25 protein-coding genes are annotated in these 22,741 nt (G+C 28.4%); 24 read left to right on the forward strand and 1 reads right to left on the reverse strand.

All coding sequences use genetic code 11. The features are described from left to right. Nucleotides 1-30: 30 nt before the first annotated feature. The 7 genes from rpsP to Q0G30_RS01770 all read left to right on the forward strand — a co-directional run bounded on the left by rpsP (nucleotide 31) and on the right by Q0G30_RS01770 (nucleotide 4,349). Nucleotides 31-276, forward strand: a complete 246-nt coding sequence (gene rpsP / locus Q0G30_RS01740; RefSeq protein WP_042396852.1) for a 30S ribosomal protein S16 — start codon at nucleotides 31-33, stop codon at nucleotides 274-276. A gap of 62 nt (nucleotides 277-338) precedes the next feature. Further along, nucleotides 339-578 carry a KH domain-containing protein gene (locus Q0G30_RS01745; RefSeq protein ID WP_195468451.1) on the forward strand — a complete coding sequence of 80 codons (240 nt, stop codon included), beginning with the start codon at nucleotides 339-341 and terminating at the stop codon, nucleotides 576-578. 167 nt (nucleotides 579-745) lie between these two features. Then, on the forward strand, nucleotides 746-1,243 hold the full coding sequence (rimM, locus tag Q0G30_RS01750; protein ID WP_294385687.1) for a ribosome maturation factor RimM: 498 nt from the start codon (nucleotides 746-748) through the stop codon (nucleotides 1,241-1,243). Then, the gene (trmD, locus tag Q0G30_RS01755) at nucleotides 1,233-1,946 is read left to right on the forward strand and encodes a tRNA (guanosine(37)-N1)-methyltransferase TrmD (RefSeq protein WP_294385689.1); all 714 of its coding nucleotides are present in this window, start codon (nucleotides 1,233-1,235) and stop codon (nucleotides 1,944-1,946) included. Before rimM ends, trmD begins: the two co-directional genes overlap by 11 nt. Nucleotides 1,947-2,059: 113 nt before the next feature. After that, complete coding sequence (gene rplS, locus Q0G30_RS01760; RefSeq protein WP_133014192.1) at nucleotides 2,060-2,410, forward strand: 50S ribosomal protein L19; 351 nt, start codon at nucleotides 2,060-2,062, stop codon at nucleotides 2,408-2,410. 164 nt (nucleotides 2,411-2,574) lie between these two features. Further along, on the forward strand, nucleotides 2,575-3,528 hold the full coding sequence (gene ylqF, locus Q0G30_RS01765; protein WP_294385693.1) for a ribosome biogenesis GTPase YlqF: 954 nt from the start codon (nucleotides 2,575-2,577) through the stop codon (nucleotides 3,526-3,528). Next, a complete protein-coding gene (locus Q0G30_RS01770) occupies nucleotides 3,528-4,349 on the forward strand; it encodes a ribonuclease HII (protein WP_294385695.1) in 822 nt (273 codons plus the stop codon). Before ylqF ends, Q0G30_RS01770 begins: the two co-directional genes overlap by 1 nt. 53 nt (nucleotides 4,350-4,402) lie before the next feature. On the opposite strand, the gene Q0G30_RS01775 is transcribed toward Q0G30_RS01770, so the two are convergent. Then, on the reverse strand, nucleotides 4,403-4,774 hold the full coding sequence (locus tag Q0G30_RS01775) for a YraN family protein (protein WP_294385696.1): 372 nt from the start codon (nucleotides 4,772-4,774) through the stop codon (nucleotides 4,403-4,405). A 120-nt stretch (nucleotides 4,775-4,894) separates the two neighbouring features. Here Q0G30_RS01775 and Q0G30_RS01780 point away from each other — a divergent pair, with 120 nt between their 5' ends. From Q0G30_RS01780 to Q0G30_RS01860, 17 genes are all read left to right on the forward strand, one after another. Next, on the forward strand, nucleotides 4,895-6,418 hold the full coding sequence (locus tag Q0G30_RS01780) for a YifB family Mg chelatase-like AAA ATPase (RefSeq protein WP_294385698.1): 1,524 nt from the start codon (nucleotides 4,895-4,897) through the stop codon (nucleotides 6,416-6,418). Between the two features lie 14 nt (nucleotides 6,419-6,432). After that, nucleotides 6,433-7,488, forward strand: a complete 1,056-nt coding sequence (gene dprA / locus Q0G30_RS01785; protein ID WP_294385700.1) for a DNA-processing protein DprA — start codon at nucleotides 6,433-6,435, stop codon at nucleotides 7,486-7,488. A gap of 48 nt (nucleotides 7,489-7,536) precedes the next feature. Next, nucleotides 7,537-9,636, forward strand: coding sequence for a type I DNA topoisomerase (gene topA, locus Q0G30_RS01790; protein WP_294385703.1), 2,100 nt, complete (start codon nucleotides 7,537-7,539; stop codon nucleotides 9,634-9,636). Nucleotides 9,637-9,794: 158 nt separating this feature from the next. Beyond that, nucleotides 9,795-10,571, forward strand: coding sequence for a GTP-sensing pleiotropic transcriptional regulator CodY (gene codY / locus Q0G30_RS01795; protein ID WP_294385706.1), 777 nt, complete (start codon nucleotides 9,795-9,797; stop codon nucleotides 10,569-10,571). 400 nt (nucleotides 10,572-10,971) lie between these two features. Beyond that, nucleotides 10,972-11,673: a 30S ribosomal protein S2 gene (gene rpsB, locus Q0G30_RS01800; RefSeq protein ID WP_195468441.1), complete on the forward strand. Its 702-nt coding sequence runs from the start codon at nucleotides 10,972-10,974 to the stop codon at nucleotides 11,671-11,673. An 86-nt stretch (nucleotides 11,674-11,759) separates the two neighbouring features. Further along, nucleotides 11,760-12,674: a translation elongation factor Ts gene (tsf, locus tag Q0G30_RS01805; RefSeq protein WP_294385709.1), complete on the forward strand. Its 915-nt coding sequence runs from the start codon at nucleotides 11,760-11,762 to the stop codon at nucleotides 12,672-12,674. Nucleotides 12,675-12,743: 69 nt separating this feature from the next. Continuing rightward, nucleotides 12,744-13,454 carry a UMP kinase gene (gene pyrH / locus Q0G30_RS01810; protein WP_294385712.1) on the forward strand — a complete coding sequence of 237 codons (711 nt, stop codon included), beginning with the start codon at nucleotides 12,744-12,746 and terminating at the stop codon, nucleotides 13,452-13,454. A gap of 13 nt (nucleotides 13,455-13,467) precedes the next feature. Further along, nucleotides 13,468-14,025: a ribosome recycling factor gene (gene frr / locus Q0G30_RS01815; RefSeq protein WP_294385714.1), complete on the forward strand. Its 558-nt coding sequence runs from the start codon at nucleotides 13,468-13,470 to the stop codon at nucleotides 14,023-14,025. A 100-nt stretch (nucleotides 14,026-14,125) separates the two neighbouring features. Then, on the forward strand, nucleotides 14,126-14,884 hold the full coding sequence (locus Q0G30_RS01820; protein WP_294385717.1) for an isoprenyl transferase: 759 nt from the start codon (nucleotides 14,126-14,128) through the stop codon (nucleotides 14,882-14,884). A gap of 18 nt (nucleotides 14,885-14,902) precedes the next feature. Beyond that, nucleotides 14,903-15,697 (forward strand): phosphatidate cytidylyltransferase, encoded by a 795-nt coding sequence (locus tag Q0G30_RS01825; RefSeq protein ID WP_294385719.1) that lies wholly within the window; start codon nucleotides 14,903-14,905, stop codon nucleotides 15,695-15,697. Nucleotides 15,698-15,830: 133 nt separating this feature from the next. Continuing rightward, nucleotides 15,831-16,811 carry an AI-2E family transporter gene (locus Q0G30_RS01830; protein WP_294385721.1) on the forward strand — a complete coding sequence of 327 codons (981 nt, stop codon included), beginning with the start codon at nucleotides 15,831-15,833 and terminating at the stop codon, nucleotides 16,809-16,811. A gap of 10 nt (nucleotides 16,812-16,821) precedes the next feature. Then, entirely contained in the window at nucleotides 16,822-17,994 is a 1,173-nt protein-coding gene (locus tag Q0G30_RS01835) for a 1-deoxy-D-xylulose-5-phosphate reductoisomerase (RefSeq protein WP_294385723.1), read from the forward strand. Continuing rightward, nucleotides 17,995-19,014: an RIP metalloprotease RseP gene (rseP, locus tag Q0G30_RS01840; protein WP_294385728.1), complete on the forward strand. Its 1,020-nt coding sequence runs from the start codon at nucleotides 17,995-17,997 to the stop codon at nucleotides 19,012-19,014. A 10-nt stretch (nucleotides 19,015-19,024) separates the two neighbouring features. Further along, entirely contained in the window at nucleotides 19,025-20,074 is a 1,050-nt protein-coding gene (gene ispG / locus Q0G30_RS01845) for a flavodoxin-dependent (E)-4-hydroxy-3-methylbut-2-enyl-diphosphate synthase (protein WP_294385731.1), read from the forward strand. Nucleotides 20,075-20,224: 150 nt separating this feature from the next. Next, a complete protein-coding gene (locus Q0G30_RS01850) occupies nucleotides 20,225-20,761 on the forward strand; it encodes a CNNM domain-containing protein (RefSeq protein ID WP_294385734.1) in 537 nt (178 codons plus the stop codon). A 208-nt stretch (nucleotides 20,762-20,969) separates the two neighbouring features. Next, a complete protein-coding gene (gene fliB, locus Q0G30_RS01855) occupies nucleotides 20,970-22,115 on the forward strand; it encodes a flagellin lysine-N-methylase (protein WP_294385737.1) in 1,146 nt (381 codons plus the stop codon). 111 nt (nucleotides 22,116-22,226) lie between these two features. Next, a complete protein-coding gene (locus Q0G30_RS01860; RefSeq protein ID WP_294385739.1) occupies nucleotides 22,227-22,706 on the forward strand; it encodes an NUDIX domain-containing protein in 480 nt (159 codons plus the stop codon). The last annotated feature ends 35 nt before the right edge of the window (nucleotides 22,707-22,741 follow it).

Here is a 22,741-nt window from a genome sequence, read left to right on the forward strand (position 1 = left end):
ATATATAACCCTTTAAAGGAGGTGAAATTAATGGCAGTAAAAATCAGATTAAGAAGAATGGGTGCTAAGAAAGCTCCTTTCTACAGAGTTGTTGTTGCTGATTCTAGAAGCCCAAGAGATGGAAGATTCATCGAAGAAATCGGGTACTACAATCCAATAACTGAACCAGCTGAAATCAAAATCGATGAAGAAAAAGCTACAAAGTGGATAAACAATGGTGCACAACCTACAGACGTAGTTAAGAGACTATTCAACACAGTAGGACTTAACAAGTAATTTTTGGGAGGTGAACTCTGCAAAATACATATACAATTAGTACATAGTATTTGCAGACTCTTATGAAAGATTTAGTTGAAATAATTGCTAAATCCCTAGTGGATAATCCAAATGAAGTTCATGTAAATGAAATTCAAGGAGAGCAAGACTTAATTCTTGAATTAAGGGTTGCTCCTGAAGATATGGGTAAGGTAATCGGTAAACAAGGTAGAGTAGCGAAAGCTATTAGAACCGTAGTAAAAGCCGCAGCACTAAACGAAAATCAAAAAGTAGTAGTTGAAATTATCGATGTAAAGAGTTAGGATTTTCCTAACTCTTTTTTTATTCGACAAAAAAACGGCGTACCTCCGGGGTTCATACATATATTGGAATTGGACTGGAGGTAAGTAATAATTATTTTGCTAAAAGATAAAAAGTTTGATATAAATAATATAGGAAAAAAATTAAACTAACATAAGAGGTGAATTTAGTGAGTAAAAATTTAAAAGTTGGTAAAATAGTAAATACTCATGGTTTAAAAGGTGAAGTTAAAGTTATTCCATTAACAGATGATATGAGAAGATTTGATGATTTAGAGCATGTTTTAATTGAAGGTAAAGAAGTTAAAATAGAAAGATGTAAATATCAAAAGGATAGAATCATAGTTAAACTTGAAGGTGTAGATAGAATAGAAGATGCTGAAAGACTTAAGGAAAAATTTATGGAAGTAGAAAGAGAAAATGCAGTTGAACTTGAAGAAGACTGTTATTTTTTAGCAGACTTAAGAGAATGTACAGTTTTTGATACAGAAGGAAAAGAACTTGGAAGAATATATGATGTTATACAAACTAAGAATAATGATGTATATTGGATAAGAAAGCCAAAGGAATTATTAATACCTGTATTAAAAAGTATAGTAGTGGATATTAATATAGATGAAAGAAAAATTACAATAAGACCAGTAGGAGAATGGATGGATGAAGATTAGTATTCTAACTCTATTCCCAGAGATGTTTGATATTTTTAATCATAGTATAATAGGAAAAGCTCAAGAAAAGGGATTAATAACAATTGATACTTTAAATATAAGAGATTATACTCTGAATAAACATAAAAAGGTTGATGATTATCCTTATGGTGGAGGCGCTGGTATGGTAATGGCAGCACAGCCAGTTGTGGACTCTATAAGAGCATCGAAAGAAAAAAACAATGGGAAAGTAATTTTTTTAGGACCTAAGGGTAAAACTTTCAATCAAAAAATGGCAGAAGAGTTATCAAAGGAAGAAAACTTAATTTTTCTTTGTGGACACTATGAAGGTATAGATGAAAGAGCTTTTAAAGAAGTTGATATGGAAATTTCCTTAGGGGATTTTGTATTAACTGGTGGAGAAATGGCAGCTATTCCTGTTATTGATTCTATTTTAAGGTTAGTGCCAGGTGTATTAAATAAATCTGAGAGCCATGAGGATGAATCATTTTCTGATGGATTACTTGAATATCCACAGTATACAAGACCTGAAATTTTCGAAGGAGAAAGTGTACCAGCAGTATTATTATCTGGACATCATGAGAATATAAGAAAATGGAGAAGGTTACAATCTCTAGAGATAACCAAAGAAAGAAGACCTGATTTATATAAAGATATAATACTTACAAAAGAGGATAAAAAATTATTAAATAGCAAAAAATAATAACTTGAAATATAAAAAAACTTATGTTAAAATAACTTTTGTGCTAGTACGGGCGTTCCGCTGTCAAAGTATTTGTTAAGAGCGTCAATTATCAATTTAGGAGGGAATGCACGATGAACGAAATATTAAGAGCTATAGAAGCAGAACAAATGAGAAACGATTTACCAAACTTCAATGTTGGGGATAACGTTAAATTACACGTTAAAGTTAAAGAAGGTAACAGAGAAAGAATACAAATGTTCGAAGGTACTGTTATTAAGAGACAAAACGGTGGTTTAAGAGAAACTTTCACAGTAAGAAGAGTTGCTTACGGTGTTGGAGTTGAAAGAACTTTCCCAGTTAACTCACCAATCATCGAAAAGATGGAAGTTACAAGAAGAGGTAAAGTAAGAAGAGCTAAGTTATTCTACTTAAGAGATAGAGTAGGTAAGGCTGCTAAAGTTAAGGAATTATTAACTAGATAATTTAAAGTTAATAAAGATATTAAGGGACTTAGTATTAAGTCCCTTTTTGTTTGCAATAATATAAGTAAGATTCTAAATTTTAATTTAGCTAATCCAATGAAAGTTGTTTTATATAAAAATAATTGTTAAGAATAAATAATATATATTAAAAAGGAGGATGAATTATGGCTACTATAAATTGGTTCCCAGGGCATATGAAAAAAACGAAAAGGGAAATACAAGATAATTTAAAACTTGTTGATGCTGTAATAGAAATTAGAGATGCTAGAATTCCTAGAAGTTCTGCAAATCCAGATATAGATAAACTTTGTGCAGGTAAGCCAAGATTAATTTTATTAAATAAAAGTGATTTAACAGAAGCTAAGGTAACTAAAGAATGGATAAATGAACTATCAAGTGAAAATGTTAAGGTTTTAGAAGTTAATTGTTTAAGAGGTCAAGGATTACAACAAATAAAGCCTGCACTTTTAGAGCTATTAAAAGAAAAACATGATAGAGCTAAGGCTAAAGGATTAGTTAAGTTCATGATGAGAGTTATGGTAGTTGGTGTTCCAAACTGCGGTAAATCTACATTTATAAATAAGATGGCAAGAAATAATATAGCTAAAACTGGAGACAGAGCTGGTGTTACAAAGAGTAAGCAATGGATAAAGACATCATTTGATATGGAAATGTTAGATACTCCAGGTGTACTATGGCCTAAATTTGAAGATGAGAGAACAGCTTTAAACCTAGCATTTACAGGTGCTATTAAGGATGAAATAATGGATATAGAAGAATTAGCATATAAGCTTGTTGAAAGACTTCAGGAATATTATCCAGACAGATTAATAGAAAGATTTGGAATTGAAGAGATACAAGAGAATCCGTTAGATAACCTAGATGCTATTGCTAGAAAAAGAGGATGTATAATGGCTCGTAATGAAATTAATTATAATAGAATTGCTGTTATGCTTATTGATGAATTTAGAGGTGGAAAACTTGGAAAAATTTCTTTAGAACGTCCAGATGATGTTTTTGAAGAAGAGGAAGTTATAGTTAAGGAAGAAACAGAAAAAGAAAGAAAAAGAAGAATAAGAAAAGAAAAGAGAAACGAAAAGAAAAAGGAAAAAAGATAATGGATATATTAACTACAGATATTAGCAGTTTAAGTTTTAAATGTGTTAAAGAAAAAGTAGATAAAATAAACATAAATGAACTTTATAATTCTAAAGAGTTAATTGATATTATAAATATATTAAAAAGTGATAAAAGAAAAAATATTAATGGCTTAGGTGATAAGCTTCAAAAATCTAAAGATAAAATAAAAAATGAGATTAAAAGAGTTAGAGATATGTATAACTTTGATAAATCATTTGAAGGTTATAATATTATTGCAGGAGTAGATGAAGTAGGAAGGGGACCTCTAGCAGGCCCTATAGTATCATGTGCAGTAGTACTAGATTTAAATGTTATAGATGAAGAATTAATTTTATGGATTAACGATTCGAAAAAGTTAAATGAAAGAAAAAGAGAAGAGTTAGCATCTATAATAAAAGAAAAAGCATTGGCATATTACATAGCATCTCGTGATTCTAAAGAGATTGATGAAAGAGGGATAGGTGTTTGTAATAATGAAGTTTTCCTAGAAGCTTGTAATAGTTTAAAAGTAAAACCTGATTTAGTATTATCTGATGGATATACAGTAAAAGGAATACAAATTCCTAATAAATCTGTAATTAAAGGAGATACAAAGTCAGCATGTATTGCAGCAGCATCTATAGTAGCTAAAGTTTATAGAGATAATTTAATGAAAGAATATGCTGAAAAATATCCCTATTATGCTTTTGAAGAAAATGTTGGTTATGGAACTACAAAACATATAGAGGGAATAAAGGATTATGGTCCTACAGAAATACATAGAATGTCATTCTTAACTAATATTTTATCTGATAATTAATAGTTATAATAATTTAAGTTTATAATTATGAAGCTTATAAATAAAAAAATTAATTAATATGATCTAAATGCATCTTTTATATGATTCAATTTAAAAGATGCATTTTTGTTATTAAAAATAACTTCAATAATATCATAGCGAACATTATAGTTGTGATATTTTTTATATAATAAATAAATTTGAGATAATTTTATGATTTGTTTTTGTTTATAGTAGGTAACAGATTCTATTGGATTTCCAAAGGAGTTTGTATACCTACTTTTTACTTCACAGAAAATTATAAGACCATTTTTTCTACATATTATATCTATTTCCCCATATCTATTTCTATAATTCATATCTAATATATTGTATCCATTATTAATAAGAAAATCACTAGCTATATTTTCACCATAACTTCCAATTACTTTGTTATACTTTTTCATATTCTCACCTCTATACATAAGGATTAACTTTAATATTTTTTTTATTCAAATTAGGTTAAATGTGTAAATCTATGTCAATAATGAAGAAAGTAAATATGGAAAGAAGGGATTGATTTAAATATGGCTTTGAAAATAATTAGTGCTACACATAGAGGGTTAGATGGTGTATTGATTAGTGTTGAAGTTGATATAACTAAGGGAATTCCAAGTTTCTCCATTGTTGGATTACCAGATACATCAATTAAAGAATCTAAAGAAAGAGTAAGATTAGCAATAGTAAATAGTGGATATGAATTTCCATTAGGAAGAATTACTATAAATTTAGCTCCAGCTGATGTGAAAAAAATAGGGAGTCTTTTAGATTTACCAATAGCTCTTGGAATATTAATGGTATCAGGACAAATTGAAGAAAAGTCATTAGATGACTATATAATTTTTGGAGAACTTTCCTTAAATGGTGAATTAAAGGGAGTTAAAGGAGCAGTACCAATTATTTTTGCAGGTGATAATAATAAAAAGCAGAATTTCATTTTTCCGCTTGAAAATTTAAAAGAAATGAGAAATTTCGTTTTAGGAAACTTTTTTCCTTTTAAGACATTAAATCAAGTAATATCATATATACAAAATGAAGATTTACTTCCCTATAATGGAGGAAAAAATAGAGAAAATAAAAAGCCTTTTTTAAATAGGTTTGAAGATATAATGGGACAATATACATCGAAAAAGGCTATGGAAATTGTAGCGGCTGGTAATCATAATATAATGTTATTTGGCTCTCCAGGATCAGGCAAAACAATGCTAGCAAAAGCTTTGCCATCTATATTACCGCCTATGAGCATAGAGGAACAACAAGAGGTAGCAAAAATATATAGTATATCAGGATTATGGAGTGAGGGATATGATATATCAAGACCTTTTAGATCACCACATAATACCATAACTAAAACAGCATTGATTGGTGGAGGGAAAGATGTAAAAGCTGGTGAAATAACTTTAGCTCATAATGGAATTTTATTTCTAGATGAAATATTAGAATTTAAAAAAGAAGTATTAGAACTTTTAAGGCAGCCTTTAGAAGATAAAGTAATAAATATTTCAAGATTAAAGGAAAGTTATACATTGCCAAGTAATTTTATATTGGTTGGAACTTTTAATCCATGTCCTTGTGGAAAAATGCTTGATTATGATATGGGATCAACATGTACATGTACTGAGATAGAAAAGAAGAGGTATATAAATAAAATGTCTAGAGCTCTTTTAGATAGAATTGATATATTAAATTTTGTTCCAAGAATAAAATTAACTGAAATTGTTGGAGAAAAAGACAAAATCAATTCTGACAATATGCGACATAATGTAATTTTAGCAAGAGAAATTCAAAAAGAAAGATTTAAGGGAACAAAATATAAATATAATTCAGAGATTGTAGGTAAGGATGTTTTAAATTTATGCAATATTAATAAAAATGCCAAAAAGGTTTTAGAGGAATATTATCGTAGATATGATATAACACTTAGAGGCTATACTAAAATAATAAAAGTAGCTAGAACCATAGCAGATTTAGATTGTAGTATTGAAGTTATGGACTATCATATTATTGAAGCTATAGGATTTAGAAAAAATATTTTTGGAGAAATAATATAGGAAGGATTCAAAATATGGATAAGTATAAAATATGGTTTATATTATTAAAGATATCAGATTCAGCTAAGATAAAATTAATAGAAAAGTATAATAATGAAGAAAATATTTATAATAATATTGATAATATAATTAAAGAAAAATTATTGCATAAAAACTTTATAATGCGATTAAGTGTTAAAAATAATATTGAAGAAGAGAAATTACAGGAATATTTATTTAAAAACCACATAAAGTATGTAACATATTCATCTAGTTTGTATCCACAAAAATTAAAGAATATTACCAATCCACCATATGTTCTGTTTTATAAAGGAGACATATCATTATTTGATTATAATATGGTTGCTATTGTTGGGGCTAGAAAAAATACTAACTATGGAGAGCAAGTTACTAAGTTTATAGCATCTGAACTATATAATATTTCATATGGTGTTGTAAGTGGGGTAGCTGCAGGAATAGATTCAATAGCACATAGAGAAATTTTAAGAAAAAACGGAAAAACAATAGGTGTTTTAGGCTGTGGTATAGATATTGTATATCCAAGATTTAATAAATATTTATATGATGAAATTTCTGAAAAGGGTTTATTAATATCAGAATTTTTACCAAGTACAAAACCAATTTCATACAATTTCCCACAGCGAAATAGAATAATAAGTGGGTTAAGCAATGGCGTAATTGTTATAGAAGCATCTAATAGGAGTGGGTCCTTAATAACTGTTGATTATGCATTAAATCAATCTAGAGAAGTTATGGTTGTTCCAGGACCAATTTTTAATGAAACTAGTAAAGGATGTAATTTATTAATTCATCAAGGAGCAAGACCCTTTTTAGAGAAAGATGATTTGTATGAATTTCTTAATATAATTAAAAAAGATAATAAAAATAATGCTAAAAATAGTATTAAAAAATGCTTGTTGGATGTAATAGGTAGAGAACCTATACATATAGATAAAATAATTGGAAGTCTAAATATTGACAGGATAGCTTTGTTTGAGTTATTATTTGAAATGCAAAATGAAAATGAAATTATTTGCCTACCAGGCAATTATTACGTAAAGATTAGTTAGAGTTTTAGGGGGGTAAAAGCTCCTAAGAGATAAATAGGAGTTGATGGTATGGGTCAGAATCTTGTTATTGTAGAGTCACCTGCAAAAGCAAAGACAATTAGTAAATATTTAGGAAAAAATTATACGGTTGAAGCCTCAATGGGTCATGTTAGAGATTTACCTAAAAGTAAATTAGGTGTTGATATAGAAGATAACTTTAATCCAAAATATATAACTATTAGAGGAAAGGGAGAATTAATAGCTAAATTAAAAAAAGCTGCTAAAAAAGCAGATAAAATTTATCTTGCAACCGACCCCGATAGAGAGGGAGAAGCAATATCATGGCATTTAGCAAATATACTAAAAATTTCAGAAGATGATACATGCAGAATAGTATTTAATGAAATAACTAAAAGTGCTGTAAAGGAATCAATAAAAGAAGCAAGAAAAATAAATTTAAATTTAGTTGATGCTCAACAAGCAAGAAGAGTATTAGATAGACTTGTTGGTTATGAGATAAGCCCTATACTTTGGAAAAATGTTAAATGGGGACTAAGTGCAGGAAGAGTTCAATCAGCTGCATTAAAACTTATTTGTGATAAAGAGGAAGAAATTAAAGCTTTTGAACCAAAGGAATACTGGACAGTAGATTGCGTTTTAAAAAAGGAACGAAAAAAATTCCCAATAAAATTAACAAAGTATGAAAATAAAAAAATAGAAATAACAACTGAAGAAGAAGCGCAAAAAATAATAAGAGAATTAGAAAAAAATGAGTATAGAATAGATAAAGTCAAAAAGGGTAATAGATTAAAGAATCCTTTACCACCATTTACAACAAGTACTTTACAACAAGAAGCTTCTAAAAAGCTTAACTTTATGACTAAAAGAACTATGTCTATAGCACAAGCTCTTTATGAAGGTGTTGATGTAAAAGGATATGGTACAGTAGGGTTAATAACTTATATGAGAACTGACTCTGTAAGAATATCAGAAGAGGCACAAGGAAAAGCTATTGACTTTATAAAAGAGAATTATGGAAATGAATATATTCCAGAAAAGCCTAGAGTATATAAAGGAAAGAAAAATATTCAAGATGCTCATGAAGCTATAAGACCTTCTCATATAGAAATAACTCCAGAGATAGCAAAAGCAAGTTTATCAGCAGAACAATATAAGTTATATAGTTTAATATGGAAGAGATTTATTGCAAGTCAGATGACTTCATGTTCATTAAATACAAATAGTATTGATATAGTAAATGGAGCATATTCATTTAAGGCTTCTGGTTCAACTATTAAATTTGATGGTTTTATGAAGGTATATGATTATACAACAGAAGATGATGAAAATGATGTATCATTACCAGTATTGGAGGAAGGTGAAATATTATTACCAGCATCTGTAGAAGGTAAGCAACATTTTACTCAACCACCAGCAAGATATACAGAAGCATCATTTGTAAAATTGCTAGAAGAAAAGGGAATAGGAAGACCAAGTACCTATGTTCCAACTATATCTACATTATTAAGTAGAGATTATGTATCAAGGGAAAAGAAAAATTTAATACCAACTGAATTAGGTTTTATAGTAAATAATATAATGTCAGATTACTTTAAGCAAATAGTTGATGTAGATTTTACGGCAGATATGGAAAGAAAGCTTGATTACATTGAAGAGGGTAGTGAAGAATGGAAGGAAGTAGTAGGAGAATTCTTTGCGCCTCTTAAAGTAGCTATAGATAAAGCAGAAAAAGAAATTTCAAAAGTTGTAATTGAAGATAAAGTAAGTGATGTTCCGTGTGATAAATGTGGAAGAATGATGGTTATAAAACGTGGAAGATATGGCACTTTTTTAGCGTGTCCAGGATATCCTGAATGTCATAATGCTAAACCAATAGTTGAAGAATTAGAGGTTCCATGTCCAAAATGTGGTGGAAAAATACTAGCAAAGAGAAGTAAAAAAGGGAAAAAATTCTTTGGATGCTCTAATTATCCAAATTGCGACTTTGTAAGTTGGAATGAACCAATAAAAGAACCTTGCTCAAAATGTGGTAGTTATATGACTATTAAATATTCAAAAACTAAGGGTAAATATGCTATATGTTCAAATACTGAATGTGGAAATACAATGCCTTTAGAAGAGGATAATGAAAAGAAAGATGATAAGTAAATAAATATTTGTCATGACCTTTGTCGAATGAATGTAAAAATTGTTGTAAAAAAAAATCTTATATGATAGTATAAGATTAAGAAGTAATATTTCAAAATTGTGATAATTTTGAAAATTAACAATGCAGTGATAAAGGTTATGATGGGGGGAGTATTTAGTTGTCATCATTATTAAATAAAACTAGAAGATTAAATAAAATACTACAAAAGGGTGGAGCAGATCCTGTAGTGTTTGATGATATATGCAAGCTTTTAAGTGAAGTATTGGCATGTAATGTATATATAATTAGTAGAAAAGGAAAAGTTTTAGGACATACTTTTTCAACAGATTTTGAGTGTGGAATAATGAAAAAATATGTTTTAGAAGAATGTAGATTTCCATTATCATATAATGAAAGTCTGTTAAAAATTACAGAAACTTTAGCAAATTCTAAGAGCAATGGTAATTGTGTGTTTAAAGGAGAAGGTGCTTGTGAAGTTTCTAATAAAATATCTACTATAGTGCCAATAGTAGGGAATCGTGAAAGAATGGGAACATTACTTTTAGCTAGATTTGGAGAAGAGTTTACAGATGAAGATTTAGTATTAGCAGAACATAGTACAACTATAGTAGGTATGGAAATGTTAAGAGCTAAACAAGATGAATTAGAAGAAGAAGCTAGAAAGAAAGCTGTAGTTCAATTAGCTATTGGAACTTTATCTTATTCAGAATTAGAAGCGATAGAACATATATTTAATGAGTTAGAAGGTAATGAAGGACTATTAGTTGCATCTAAAATTGCAGATAAAGTAGGAATAACAAGAAGTGTTATTGTAAATGCTTTAAGAAAATTTGAAAGTGCTGGTGTAATTGAATCAAGATCTTTAGGGATGAAAGGAACTCATATTAAAATATTAAATGAAAAATTAATAGAAGAGTTAAAGAAAATAAGATAAAAAATAAGCTATACAAAGGTATAGCTTATTTTTTTTCAGTATAATATTACATATTTATTAACTTTTATTATATAAAATAAAAGTTAATAAATATAAAGAAGATACATAATTAAATTTAGTTTTATATTTTAAAATTAGGATATAATATATAGTGGATATTTTAAATTATGTAAAAGTGTTAGTGTTTAATGAGTTTTTTATGCAAACAATATAATAAATTTATGGTTTTATGACGTGAAAGATAAAATATGCAAAAAATATGTTGCTAGGATATAAAGCTTATGATATACTAACCTAGGTAAATAAATACGCACACAACCCAATTTATAAAGTTGGTGCCTAAATTTGGGTAGCTTTATAGGAATGAAGGTTGTGGAGGAAAAAACCAGGAGGTAACAAAATGTCAGTAATATCAATGAAACAATTATTAGAAGCAGGTGTACACTTCGGACACCAAACAAGAAGATGGAACCCTAAGATGGCTCCATATATATTCACAGAAAGAAACGGAATATATATAATAGATCTTCAAAAGACAGTTAAGAAGGTAGAAGAAGCTTACAACTTCATCAGAGAAGTATCAACTGAAGGAAAAGACATCCTTTTCGTTGGAACTAAGAAACAAGCTCAAGAAGCTATTCAAGAAGAAGCTATAAGATCAAACATGCACTTCGTAAACAACAGATGGTTAGGTGGTATGTTAACTAACTTCAAAACTATCAAAACTAGAATTAAGAGATTAGAAGAATTACAACAAATGGAACAAGATGGAACATTTGATGTTTTACCTAAGAAAGAAGTAATCAAATTAAAAGGTGAAATGGAAAAATTACAAACTAACCTTGGTGGTATCACTAACTTAGATGTTAACAACATCGGAGCTATGTTTGTAGTTGACCCAAGAAAAGAAAAGAACGCTATATCAGAAGCTAAGATATTAGGAATTCCAGTAGTAGCTATAGTTGATACTAACTGTGATCCAGAAGAAGTTGATTACGTAATTCCAGGAAATGACGATGCTATCAGAGCTGTTAAATTAATAACTGCTAAATTAGCTGACGGAATCATCGAAGGAAGACAAGGCGAACAATTAGCTGAATAATAATTTTAAGAGGTAGGTGAGGGAAACTTCATTTACCTTTTAACCTAAAATATGGTTTACATTTAATGTTAAGGAGGAATTTAATAATGATAACTGCTAAATCAGTTAAAGAATTAAGAGAAATGACTGGTGCAGGAATGATGGACTGCAAAAAGGCTTTAGTTGAAACAGAAGGAAACATAGAAAAAGCTGTTGAATTTTTAAGAGAAAAGGGATTAGCTGCTGCTGCTAAGAAAGCTGGTAGAGTTGCTGCTGAAGGTATAGTTAAGACTTTCGTTTCAGCTGACAAGAAAACTGCTGCTATGGTAGAAGTTAACTGTGAAACTGACTTCGTTGCTGCTAACGAAGAATTCGTTTCATTCGCAACAAAAGTTGCAGAAATGGCTGCTAACACTTCAGCTACAACTGTTGAAGAATTAGTTGCTGAAAAATTTGATGGTGAATCTACTGTAACTGAAGCTTTAACAGCTTTAATAGCAAAATTAGGCGAAAACATGACAGTAAGAAGATTTGTTAAATTCAACATAGAAAACGGAGCTATAGCTAGCTACATCCACGGTGGCGGAAGAATCGGAGTTATGGTTGAAGTTGCTAGTGAATCTACAGATGTTGCTGTATTAGAAGAAGTTGCTAAGGAAGTTTGTATGCAAGTTGCTGCTGCAAATCCTTTATTCTTAAGCAGAGAGCAAGTAGATAACGAAGCTTTAGAAAAAGAAAAAGAAATCTACAGAGTTCAAGCATTAAATGAAGGAAAACCAGAAAATATCGTTGAAAAAATGGTAATGGGAAGAATTCAAAAGTACTACAAAGAAGTTTGTCTTTTAGATCAAGCATGGGTTAAAGATGGAGATAAGTCAATATCTAAATTCTTAGAAGAAAAATCTAAAGAAGTTGGTTCTCCAATAACTGTTACAAGATACGCTAGATTCGAAAGAGGAGAAGGTATCGAAAAAGTTGAAGAAGACTTCGCTGCAGAAGTTGCTAAGACTATGGGTATGTAATATCAAGAGAACACTTTTGTGTTCTCTTTTTTTAAGGAAAAGAGTACATATATAGCAGGAGGGATTACAATGACAAATATTAAATATAAGAGAGTAATGTTAAAAATATCAGGCGAGGCTTTATCAGGAACAAATGGATTTGGGTTTGATTTTGATGTAGTAGGAAGAATTGCAAGAGAAGTTAAGACTTTAGTAGATATGAATGTTGAAGTTGGTTTAGTTGTAGGTGGCGGAAACATATGGAGAGGTAGAACTGGTGAAGGTATGGACAGAACTACAGCAGACCATATGGGAATGTTAGCTACTTGTATAAATGCATTAGCACTTCAAGATGCTTTAGAAGGTATAGGAGTTAAAACAAGAGTACAAACTGCTATAGAAATGAAAGAAATAGCTGAGCCTTTTATAAGAAGAAGAGCTGTTAGACATTTAGAAAAGGGAAGAGTTGTAATTTTTGGGGCAGGTTCAGGAAATCCGTATTTCTCAACTGATACAGCTGCAGCCTTAAGAGCAGCCGAAATAGAAGCAGATGTAATTTTACTTGCTAAAAATGTTGATGGTGTATACGATAAAGATCCAAATAAGTTTGCAGATGCTAAAAAATATGATAAACTAACATATATGGAAGTAATTGAACAAGGATTACAAGTAATGGATACAACAGCAACTACATTATGTATGGACAATAATATTCCAATATTAGTTTTTGGTATTAGTGAAGAAGGTAATATCAAAAAGGTAATGGAAGGAGAAAAAATAGGTACAATAGTATCTAAATAATAGGGAGGATTATATGATAAAAGAATTATTAAGCATAGCAGAATCAAAAATGCAAAAAACGATTTCTGTTTTAACTTCAGATTTAACAACATTAAAAGCTGGTAGAGCTAACCCAAAGATGCTTGATAGAATACAAGTAGAAGCATATGGTGGATTATGCCCAATAGAACAAGTTGGGAATATATCTGCTCCAGAGCCAAGAATGTTAGTTATAACTCCTTGGGATAAGTCATTATTAAAAGATATAGAAAAGGCAATTTTAAAATCTGACTTAGGAATTAACCCTTCTAATGATGGATCTATAATTAGATTATTAGTTCCTGAATTAACAGAAGAAACAAGAAAAAATCTTGTTAAGAATGTTAAAAAGTTAGGTGAAGATGCTAAAGTAGCAATTAGATCTATAAGAAGAGATGCTAATGAAAAGATTAAGGCATTAAAAAAGGATGGACATATTTCAGAAGATGAAGTTAAAAAGGGTGAAGAAGCTGTTCAAAAGAAAACAGATCAATTTGTTAAAGAAATAGATTCACTTATTGTAGCTAAGGAAAAAGAGATTATGTCAATTTAGAACCTGCTATTTAGCAGGTTCTTTTCTTAATTGTAAATTTAAAATAATTAAGAAATAGGATAAGGGTTTTATATAAAGTAAATTGGAGGCAAGAAAGGAAATGTTTAATTTTTTTAAAGCTAGTAAAAATAATGAAGAATTAAATATAGAGATAGATGAGAAAAATATTCCTCAACATGTAGCCATAATTATGGATGGAAACGGAAGATGGGCAAAGAAAAGAAACATGCCTAGAACTATGGGCCATAAAGCTGGAGTTGAAACTATCAGAAGAATAGTAAAAGAAGCTGATAGATTAGGAATAAAATTTATTACCTTATATGCATTTTCAACTGAAAATTGGAAAAGACCAAAAGATGAAGTTAATGCTTTAATGAAATTATTAGTTCAGTATTTAAAAAGTGAAGTTGGGGAGTTACATAAAAATGGAGTTATATTACGAGTTTTAGGTGATATAAGTCAACTTCAAGATGAATGTAGAAAAGAAATTGAAGACTCTATAGAGTTAACAAAAAATAATACAGGATTAGTATTAAACGTTGCCTTTAATTATGGAGGAAGAGATGAAATAGTAAGAGCTGTAAAAAATATAGTTACTGATATTGAAAATGGGAAGATAAATAAAGAAGATATTACAAAAGAAAGATTTTCAGATTATTTATATACCAATGATTGCCCAGATCCAGATTTAATAATAAGACCTTCAGGTGAGCAAAGAATAAGTAATTTTTTATTATGGCAATGTGCATATTCAGAATTTTGGTATTCAAATGTGAATTGGCCAGATTTTAGTGAAAAAGATTTACAAAAGGCAATTTATGATTATCAAAATAGAGATAGAAGATATGGTGGAGTTTAGTTAGAGGAGGGTAAAGGATTGAAATTAAATAGTAGATATTTAGGAGCACTTGTACTTGCTCCATTATTAATTTTTGTACTTTTAGGTGGATTACCATTAAAGTTATTTACTATAGCATTATCAGTATGTGGATTATATGAGTTTTATCATGCTTTAAAAACAAAAGAAATTAAGAGTATTCCAATAATTAGTTATATATTATTAGTTATTTATTATTTACTTAATAATGATTTTGAAAAAATGATGTATATTTTAGTTATAGCCATGGTAATAGGATTAATAATACCTATAATTGATTTAAAATATTCATTTGTAGATATAGCTATAACTTTCTTAGGATTTATCTATGTTGTAATATTATTCAGCTTTATTCCATTAGTTAATGAAAAAGTTGGTGGACAGTTTTTAGTATGGTTAATATTTATTGGATCATGGCTTTCTGATACAGTAGCATACTATTTTGGTAGATTCTTTGGTAAACATAAGCTTTGTCCAAAGGTAAGTCCTAAGAAAACAATTGAGGGATCAATTGGTGGGTTTTTAGGTGCTACTCTTGGATGTGGACTATTTGGTATAGTAGTTAGTGCATATGTTCCACAAGTAGCTATAATTCATTTCTTCTTAGTAGGAGCACTATGTGGAATCATGGGGCAATTTGGAGATTTAGTTGCATCATCTATTAAAAGATTTGTTGGCCTAAAGGACTATAGCAATCTTATTCCAGGACATGGTGGTATATTAGATAGATTTGATTCTATTTTATTTAATGCAGTAGTTGTTTTTTACTATTTAACATTTATAGTAGGAATTTAATAAGATTAGGATACAATGGTTTAACTATTGTATCCTTTTGTATTTTGTAATTGAAATATAGTCTAAATTAAATTATGTATTAATAAATTAATAATGTAATATGTTATAAGATTAATTTAAATTAGGAGGAAAAATGAGATTATATAATGGTTACAAAAAACATTATCAATATAGGACGTTAGTTAATTTGTTATTTTTATTATTAATATTTATAATTATAACATTTATAATAAAAAATTATTTTAAACCTTTTATTACCACTTTAGTTTTGATAGTTATATCAACACCAGTATATGATATTATAAAAAAAGTAATAAACAAAAAAGAAATTGCTGGAGCTTTAACTATTTTAATAATAAATGTACTATTATTTTGTTTTATATTTTATTTTGGTAATTCTATAATAGACTTATTGCAAAGTTTTTATTTAGATAATATAGATAAAATAAAAGAGTTTATAGAAAATGTTAGTAAGGTATTTAACATTGATGTAGAAAAAATTATAAGGAATAATTCACATAGTTTAACTTCTTTAACTTTTAAAAGTGGTTTAGCAGTAACAGGACAAAGTATTTTGTCTTACATAATTGCAAATATATGTGTGTATTTTATTTTAATTGATAAAAAATTATTTTTAAGATTATTAAATTGTTTATTACCTTATGATATTGTAGATATTATAAGGGTGAAAAAGAATAATTTGAGAGAAGTAGTAAAAATTGAATTAAAATTAGTAATCATATGTATGATTATTACTATTGTAGGATTTAAAATTTTAAGAGTTCCTAGTGCTATATTTTTGGGATTTGTATGTGGTATATTAGATATATTACCATATGTAGGAACTATAATTGTATTTATTCCAATTATAATATACAATATAATAATGAAGGAATACTTACTAGTAGTTGGATTAATAGCACTATATTTATTATTGCAAGTAGTAAGAGAAGTATTAGAACTTAAGTTTCTTAGTTCTAAATTAGATATCCATCCATTAGTAGTAATGCTTTCAATGTATATAGGCGCAGAAGTATTTGGAATAATAGGATTACTAATAGGGCCCATATACTGTTTAATTGCAAAAGATATAATATATGAAGGAACATTATAGGAGGTATTTAATGAAAAATATTTCAATTTTAGGGGCAACAGGTTCTATAGGAACTCAAACTCTAGATGTAATAAGAAATTCAAATGAGAAAATTAATCTTATTGGAATCACTGCTAATTTTTCAGTTGATAAGGTTAAAGAAATAATAAGGGAATTTGAACCTAAATATGTAGCAATGATGGATAGAGATTCAGCTAAATTTATTGAAGAGTTTTGTATTAAGGAATATCCTAATATACAAGTTTTTGATGGTATAGATGGATTAATTAAAGTTGCAACTTTAGAAGAAATTGATACTGTAGTAACATCTATAGTAGGTATGATAGGGTTAAAACCTACAATGGCAGCAATAGAGGCAAAAAAGGATATAGCTTTAGCTAATAAGGAAACATTAGTTGTTGCCGGAGAACTTGTTATGAATAAAGCAAGGGAAAATAACGTAAAAATATTACCTGTGGATTCAGAACATAGTGCAATATTTCAAAGTTTAAGTGGATATAAAAATAAAGATATAAATAAGATACTATTAACTGCATCTGGAGGGCCATTTAGAGGAAAGACTACTGAAGATTTAAAAGATGTAACAGTTAAAGAAGCACTTAAACATCCAAAGTGGAACATGGGACAAAAAATTTCTATAGATTCAGCTACATTAATGAATAAGGGATTAGAAGTTATAGAAGCTCATTTCTTATTTGATTGCGATTATGATAATATTGAAGTTATTGTTCATCCACAAAGTATAATTCATTCTATGGTTGAATATAAAGATGCTAGTGTTATTGCACAACTAGGATCACCAGATATGAGATTACCAATTCAATATGCATTGAATTATCCAGAAAGAAAAGAAATGATAGCAAAGCCAGTTAACTTTTACGAGCTAGGAGCATTAACTTTTGAAAAGCCAGATTTAGAAACATTTAAATGTTTAAGATTTGCATATGAAGCAGGTAAAATCGGTGGATTAGCTCCTACTATATTAAATGGTGCAAATGAAGAAGCTGTATCCTTATTATTGAAAGAAAAAATAAAGTTCTTACAAATTGCAGAAATAATAGAAGAATGTATGGATGTATTTAAAGAAAATTATTATGATGAATTAACTTTAGATAATATTATAGAGTTAGACAAAAAGGTTAGAGAGTATATAAGAATGAAATGGGAGTTAGGAGTGAAGTAAGTGTATATTATAATGGCAATATTAGGTTTTAGTTTATTAGTAATTGTTCATGAATTAGGACACTTTATTATGGCTAAGGTTAATGGAATAAAAGTAGAAGAGTTTTCAATTGGTATGGGACCAGAAATACTTTCTAAAAAAGGAAGTGAAACACAATATTCTTTAAGGTTATTTCCTATTGGAGGATATGTAAAAATGCTTGGTGAGGAAGAAGCTAGTGATGATGAGAGAAGTTTTTCTAGTAAATCACCATTAAGAAGAATTAGTGTTATAATAGCTGGTGTAACAATGAACGTTATATTTGCAATTATTGCATTTACAATTATAATAAGTAATAGAGGGTACAAAGATCCAGTAATAAGTAAATTAGTTGACAACTCTGCAGCTGTAGAAGCAGGATTAGAGGTTGGAGATAGAATATTAAGTATAGATGGATCAAAAGTATTTACTACTACTGATATTTCAATGGGAATTCAAATGGCAAAAGGTGATTCTGTAGATTTAGTGGTAAATAGAAATGGAAAGAAAGAAAATATTACTGTTACCCCAAGATTAGTCAAAGAAAATGGGAGCCAAATATATCAAATAGGATTTTATTATACACCTGTTGAAAATCCAACAATAATTCAGTCAATTAAAGAATCATTTAATGAAACTATTTCATTAGTAACTCAAACTTATAAGAGTTTAGTAATGATGGTTACTGGAAAAGTAAACTTTAAGACTGATGTTGGTGGACCAGTTACAATAATAAAAATGTCAACACAAGTTGCTAAAAATGGTTTATTATCATTAACCTATTTTCTAGGTTTTCTTAGCATTAACTTAGCAGTATTTAATTTACTACCTTTCCCAGCTTTAGATGGAGGCTGGACAGTTATCTTATTAATTGAACTTATAACTAGAAGAAAGGTTCCAGATAAAATAGTTGGTGCAGTAAATTATGTAGGATTTATGGTGTTAATAGGATTTATGATAGTAGTAACGTTAAAGGATATATTGTTCCCTATTAGTTTATAGGAGTGGAAAAATGGAAAGAAAACTTACTAGAAAAGTTAAGGTTGGATCTGTTTATGTTGGTGGTGATTCACAAGTTTCTATTCAATCTATGACAAATACAGATACAAGAAATGTAGAAGCTACATTAGACCAAATAAGAGCTCTTCATGTAGCAGGTTGTGAAATAATAAGATGTGCTGTTCCTGATATGGAAGCAGCTGAAGCAATAAAGGATATTTGTGCGGGTTCGCCAATGCCTGTAGTTGCAGATATACATTTTGATTATAGATTAGCATTGAAATGTGTTGAAAATGGAATTAGTGCAATTAGAATTAATCCAGGTAATATTGGAAATGTAGAGAGAGTAAAGGCTGTTACAGAAGCTTGTAAGGCTAAGAATATTCCAATAAGAATAGGAGTTAATTCTGGTTCTTTAGAAAAAGATATATTAGAGAGAGATGGAAAACCAACGGCTAAGGGACTTGTTGAATCAGCATTAAGACATGTTAAAATCTTAGAAGAATTAGATTTTCATGATATAGTTATTTCAATTAAATCTTCAGATGTACCAATGATGATAGAAGCTTACAGATTAATGAGTACTAAATGTAATTATCCTCTTCACTTAGGAGTTACTGAATCAGGTACTGTCTTTAGAGGAACTATAAAATCAACACTTGGAATAGGAACTTTATTAGCTGAAGGAATTGGAGATACTATAAGAGTATCATTAACAAGCGATCCAATAGAGGAAATTAAGGTGGCAAAGGAAATGTTAGTTGCTTTAGGTTTAAGAAAGCAAGGAATGACATTTGTGTCTTGTCCAACTTGTGGAAGAACTCAAATTAACCTTATAAAGATTGCTGAAGAAGTTGAAAAGAAACTTGAGAACTGTAATAAAAATATTAAAGTTGCAGTAATGGGATGCGTTGTAAATGGTCCTGGAGAAGCAAGAGAAGCAGATATTGGTATTGCAGGTGGAAAAGGTGAGGGATTAATCTTCAAAAAGGGCGAAATAATAAAAAAGGTTAAAGAAGAAGATCTTATTGAAGAGTTAATGAAAGAAATAGAGAATTTATAAAAGGTGTAAGGACCTCCGGGATTAATACAAATATTAGATTAATTTCGGAGGCTTTTTATTATATTTAGAGTTATTTTATATAATATTTTAATTTATTCAACATATATTGTTAGTAAACTAAAATATTTAAAAAATGGAGTGATGATTTAAATGGATGATAATGCCCTGATATTGATTGTTGTTATTGCTATTCTTATTTGTATGTCTGCTTATTTTTCAGATACTGAGACAGCTTTTTCAAGTTTAAATAAGTTTAAATTAAAAAATCTCGTAGCTAATGTAAGTAAAAAAGCAGAAAATGCATTAAAGTTATCTAATAACTCTGATAGAATTCTTTCCACAATATTAATAGGTAATAATATTGTGAATATAGCATCGGCATCTATAGCCACTATAATCTTCACTAAATATTATGGAGATGCAGATGTAACAATATCAACAATCGTTATGACTATAGTTGTATTAATATTTGGGGAAATATCTCCTAAAAGCTTATCAAAGGAAAGTCCTGAAAAATTTGCAATGTTTTCTACACCAATATTAAGAGTATTATTGGTTATGTTTACTCCGCTTAATTTTTTATTTGGATTATGGAAAAAGACAATTTCTAAGGTAATAAAAATTGAGAAAATTCCAATAGAAGAGAGAAGAGTAAAAGAAATAATAGTAGAGATAAATAGAAAATAAGAAGATAATTAGAATTAAAAATACAATTGGGAATTTTATCTCAATTGTATTTTATTTAAATTATATAGATATGAATCTTTACATAAAACTTATAGTTAGAATTAAAATAGCTAACAAAGTAATTATATTTACATATTATTAAATTTTAATGTATTATAGAAAAGAAATAAAAATATATAATACTTACTATAGTGATTGGAGCAAAAAAATGAAAGCAAATATGTTTATGCCAAAATATATGTTAACTTTTAAATGTATTGGTTCAGCTTGTATAGATACATGTTGTGCAGGTTGGGATATAAATATAGATGAAGATACATATGAAAAATATACTAATTCTACTGGAGAACTTAAAAAATTAGTAAAAGGTAAGTTTAGAGAAAATAAAAATAGTGATGACTATTTACATAAAGGTTTTATGATTTTAAAAGAACATAATAAATGTCCATTTTTAAATGGTAATTTGCTTTGTGATATACATGGAGGAGTTGGAGAAGAAAATCTGTGTATAACATGCAAAAGGTTTCCAAGAATATACAATATTGTAGATAATGTATATGAAAAATCAGGGTTAGCATCTTGTCCAGAAATTTGTAGCAAAGCATTTTTAAATAAAGATAAAATGCAGTTTGTTGAGAGTGAAGAAGAAATAGATGAAAGTGCTATTGAAATAAGAAGAATAATTGATACTGAAGCCTTTGAAGGAAGTGATAGCTTACTTCAGTATTTTTGGGATATAAGAGTAAATTCTATAAATATAATGCAAAATAGAAGTTTTTCTATTGAAGAAAGATTAGGTATATTAAAGGCTTTTTATACTAAAATTGAAGAGTATCATAATGAAAAAGATTTTGAAGTAATAGAGGAGCTTTTAGAAGAATATAGTGAAGGAAATATTGAATTTGATTCTTTAAAAACTTTAGATTTAAATGAAAGTAATGAATTTTATTTAAGTCTTATAGATGAAAAGTTAGTAAAAAATATAAGAAGTGTTAGATTAAAAGAATGTGTTGAAGAATATAAAAAAGAAATTTTAAAGGTAAATGATATTGCAAAGTACATAAACGATGAAAAAAGTATATTAAAGTTGATGGACAAATATTCTTATATTTTAGAAAACTATTTAGTAAATCAAATATTTAAAGATTTAATTCCATTTAATAAGGGAGAAAGTTTAAATTTAAGTATAAATATATTAATTAATAGTTATAGAATAATAAAAGCTTATACAATGGGAATAGCTTTAAATAATAAAGAAATAAATGAAGATTTAATTTTAAGAGTTATCCAAAGCTTAAGTAAAGATATAGAGCATAATAAAGTATTTAAAAATTTATTAGAATCAGAAATATAAATAATGAAATGTGTTACTAAAGAACTTATTTAATTGTTTAGTAACACATTTTTTGTATTTCAAATTTGGTATAATATTTAGTGTATGAGATTAAAAAGGGGGTAGGTATAAATGAACTATGATTGTGGATTTATTAAGGAAAATAAATGGTTTAGATATCGTGCAGCAGCAATTATTATAGAAAAAGATCATGTTCTTTTTGCTGGAAATGAAAGAGAAAACTATTATTATTCTGTTGGTGGAGGAGTTCATATTGGAGAATCTGCAGAAGAAGCTGTAAAGCGTGAAGTTTTAGAAGAAACTGGTGTGGAATATGAAGTTGACAGATTAGCTTTTATACATGAAAACTTCTTTCATGGAGATGGTATTTTAGAAGGTAAGGAATGTCATGAGATAGCTTTTTATTTCTTAATGAAGCCTAGAGGAACACAAGAACTAAATAGTAATAGTTATACTCAAGGTGTCAAAGAAAATATGTATTGGTTACCTATAGATAAATTAAAACAATATAAAGCATATCCAACATTTTTTAGAGAAAAATTAAAAAATATAAAAAATGAAATTGAGCATATTATTACTTATGAAAAGTAAATTTTAATAGGAATCATTATTTTAAGGAGAGGTGT

Source organism: uncultured Clostridium sp., from assembly GCF_934754925.1.
Lineage (GTDB): Bacteria > Bacillota > Clostridia > Clostridiales > Clostridiaceae > Clostridium.

Coding starts and splice junctions, on each gene's coding strand:
- fliB (WP_294385737.1), top strand. CDS start 20,970: ATGAAAGCAAATATGTTTATGCCAAAATATATGTTAACTTTTAAATGT.
- Q0G30_RS01820 (WP_294385717.1), top strand. CDS start 14,126: ATGTTTAATTTTTTTAAAGCTAGTAAAAATAATGAAGAATTAAATATA.
- Q0G30_RS01745 (WP_195468451.1), top strand. CDS start 339: ATGAAAGATTTAGTTGAAATAATTGCTAAATCCCTAGTGGATAATCCA.
- ylqF (WP_294385693.1), top strand. CDS start 2,575: ATGGCTACTATAAATTGGTTCCCAGGGCATATGAAAAAAACGAAAAGG.
- topA (WP_294385703.1), top strand. CDS start 7,537: ATGGGTCAGAATCTTGTTATTGTAGAGTCACCTGCAAAAGCAAAGACA.
- Q0G30_RS01780 (WP_294385698.1), top strand. CDS start 4,895: ATGGCTTTGAAAATAATTAGTGCTACACATAGAGGGTTAGATGGTGTA.
- Q0G30_RS01770 (WP_294385695.1), top strand. CDS start 3,528: ATGGATATATTAACTACAGATATTAGCAGTTTAAGTTTTAAATGTGTT.
- Q0G30_RS01850 (WP_294385734.1), top strand. CDS start 20,225: ATGGATGATAATGCCCTGATATTGATTGTTGTTATTGCTATTCTTATT.
- rpsP (WP_042396852.1), top strand. CDS start 31: ATGGCAGTAAAAATCAGATTAAGAAGAATGGGTGCTAAGAAAGCTCCT.
- Q0G30_RS01775 (WP_294385696.1), bottom strand. CDS start 4,774: ATGAAAAAGTATAACAAAGTAATTGGAAGTTATGGTGAAAATATAGCT.
- trmD (WP_294385689.1), top strand. CDS start 1,233: ATGAAGATTAGTATTCTAACTCTATTCCCAGAGATGTTTGATATTTTT.
- rpsB (WP_195468441.1), top strand. CDS start 10,972: ATGTCAGTAATATCAATGAAACAATTATTAGAAGCAGGTGTACACTTC.
- dprA (WP_294385700.1), top strand. CDS start 6,433: ATGGATAAGTATAAAATATGGTTTATATTATTAAAGATATCAGATTCA.
- ispG (WP_294385731.1), top strand. CDS start 19,025: ATGGAAAGAAAACTTACTAGAAAAGTTAAGGTTGGATCTGTTTATGTT.
- tsf (WP_294385709.1), top strand. CDS start 11,760: ATGATAACTGCTAAATCAGTTAAAGAATTAAGAGAAATGACTGGTGCA.
- Q0G30_RS01835 (WP_294385723.1), top strand. CDS start 16,822: ATGAAAAATATTTCAATTTTAGGGGCAACAGGTTCTATAGGAACTCAA.
- Q0G30_RS01830 (WP_294385721.1), top strand. CDS start 15,831: ATGAGATTATATAATGGTTACAAAAAACATTATCAATATAGGACGTTA.
- pyrH (WP_294385712.1), top strand. CDS start 12,744: ATGACAAATATTAAATATAAGAGAGTAATGTTAAAAATATCAGGCGAG.
- frr (WP_294385714.1), top strand. CDS start 13,468: ATGATAAAAGAATTATTAAGCATAGCAGAATCAAAAATGCAAAAAACG.
- Q0G30_RS01860 (WP_294385739.1), top strand. CDS start 22,227: ATGAACTATGATTGTGGATTTATTAAGGAAAATAAATGGTTTAGATAT.
- rplS (WP_133014192.1), top strand. CDS start 2,060: ATGAACGAAATATTAAGAGCTATAGAAGCAGAACAAATGAGAAACGAT.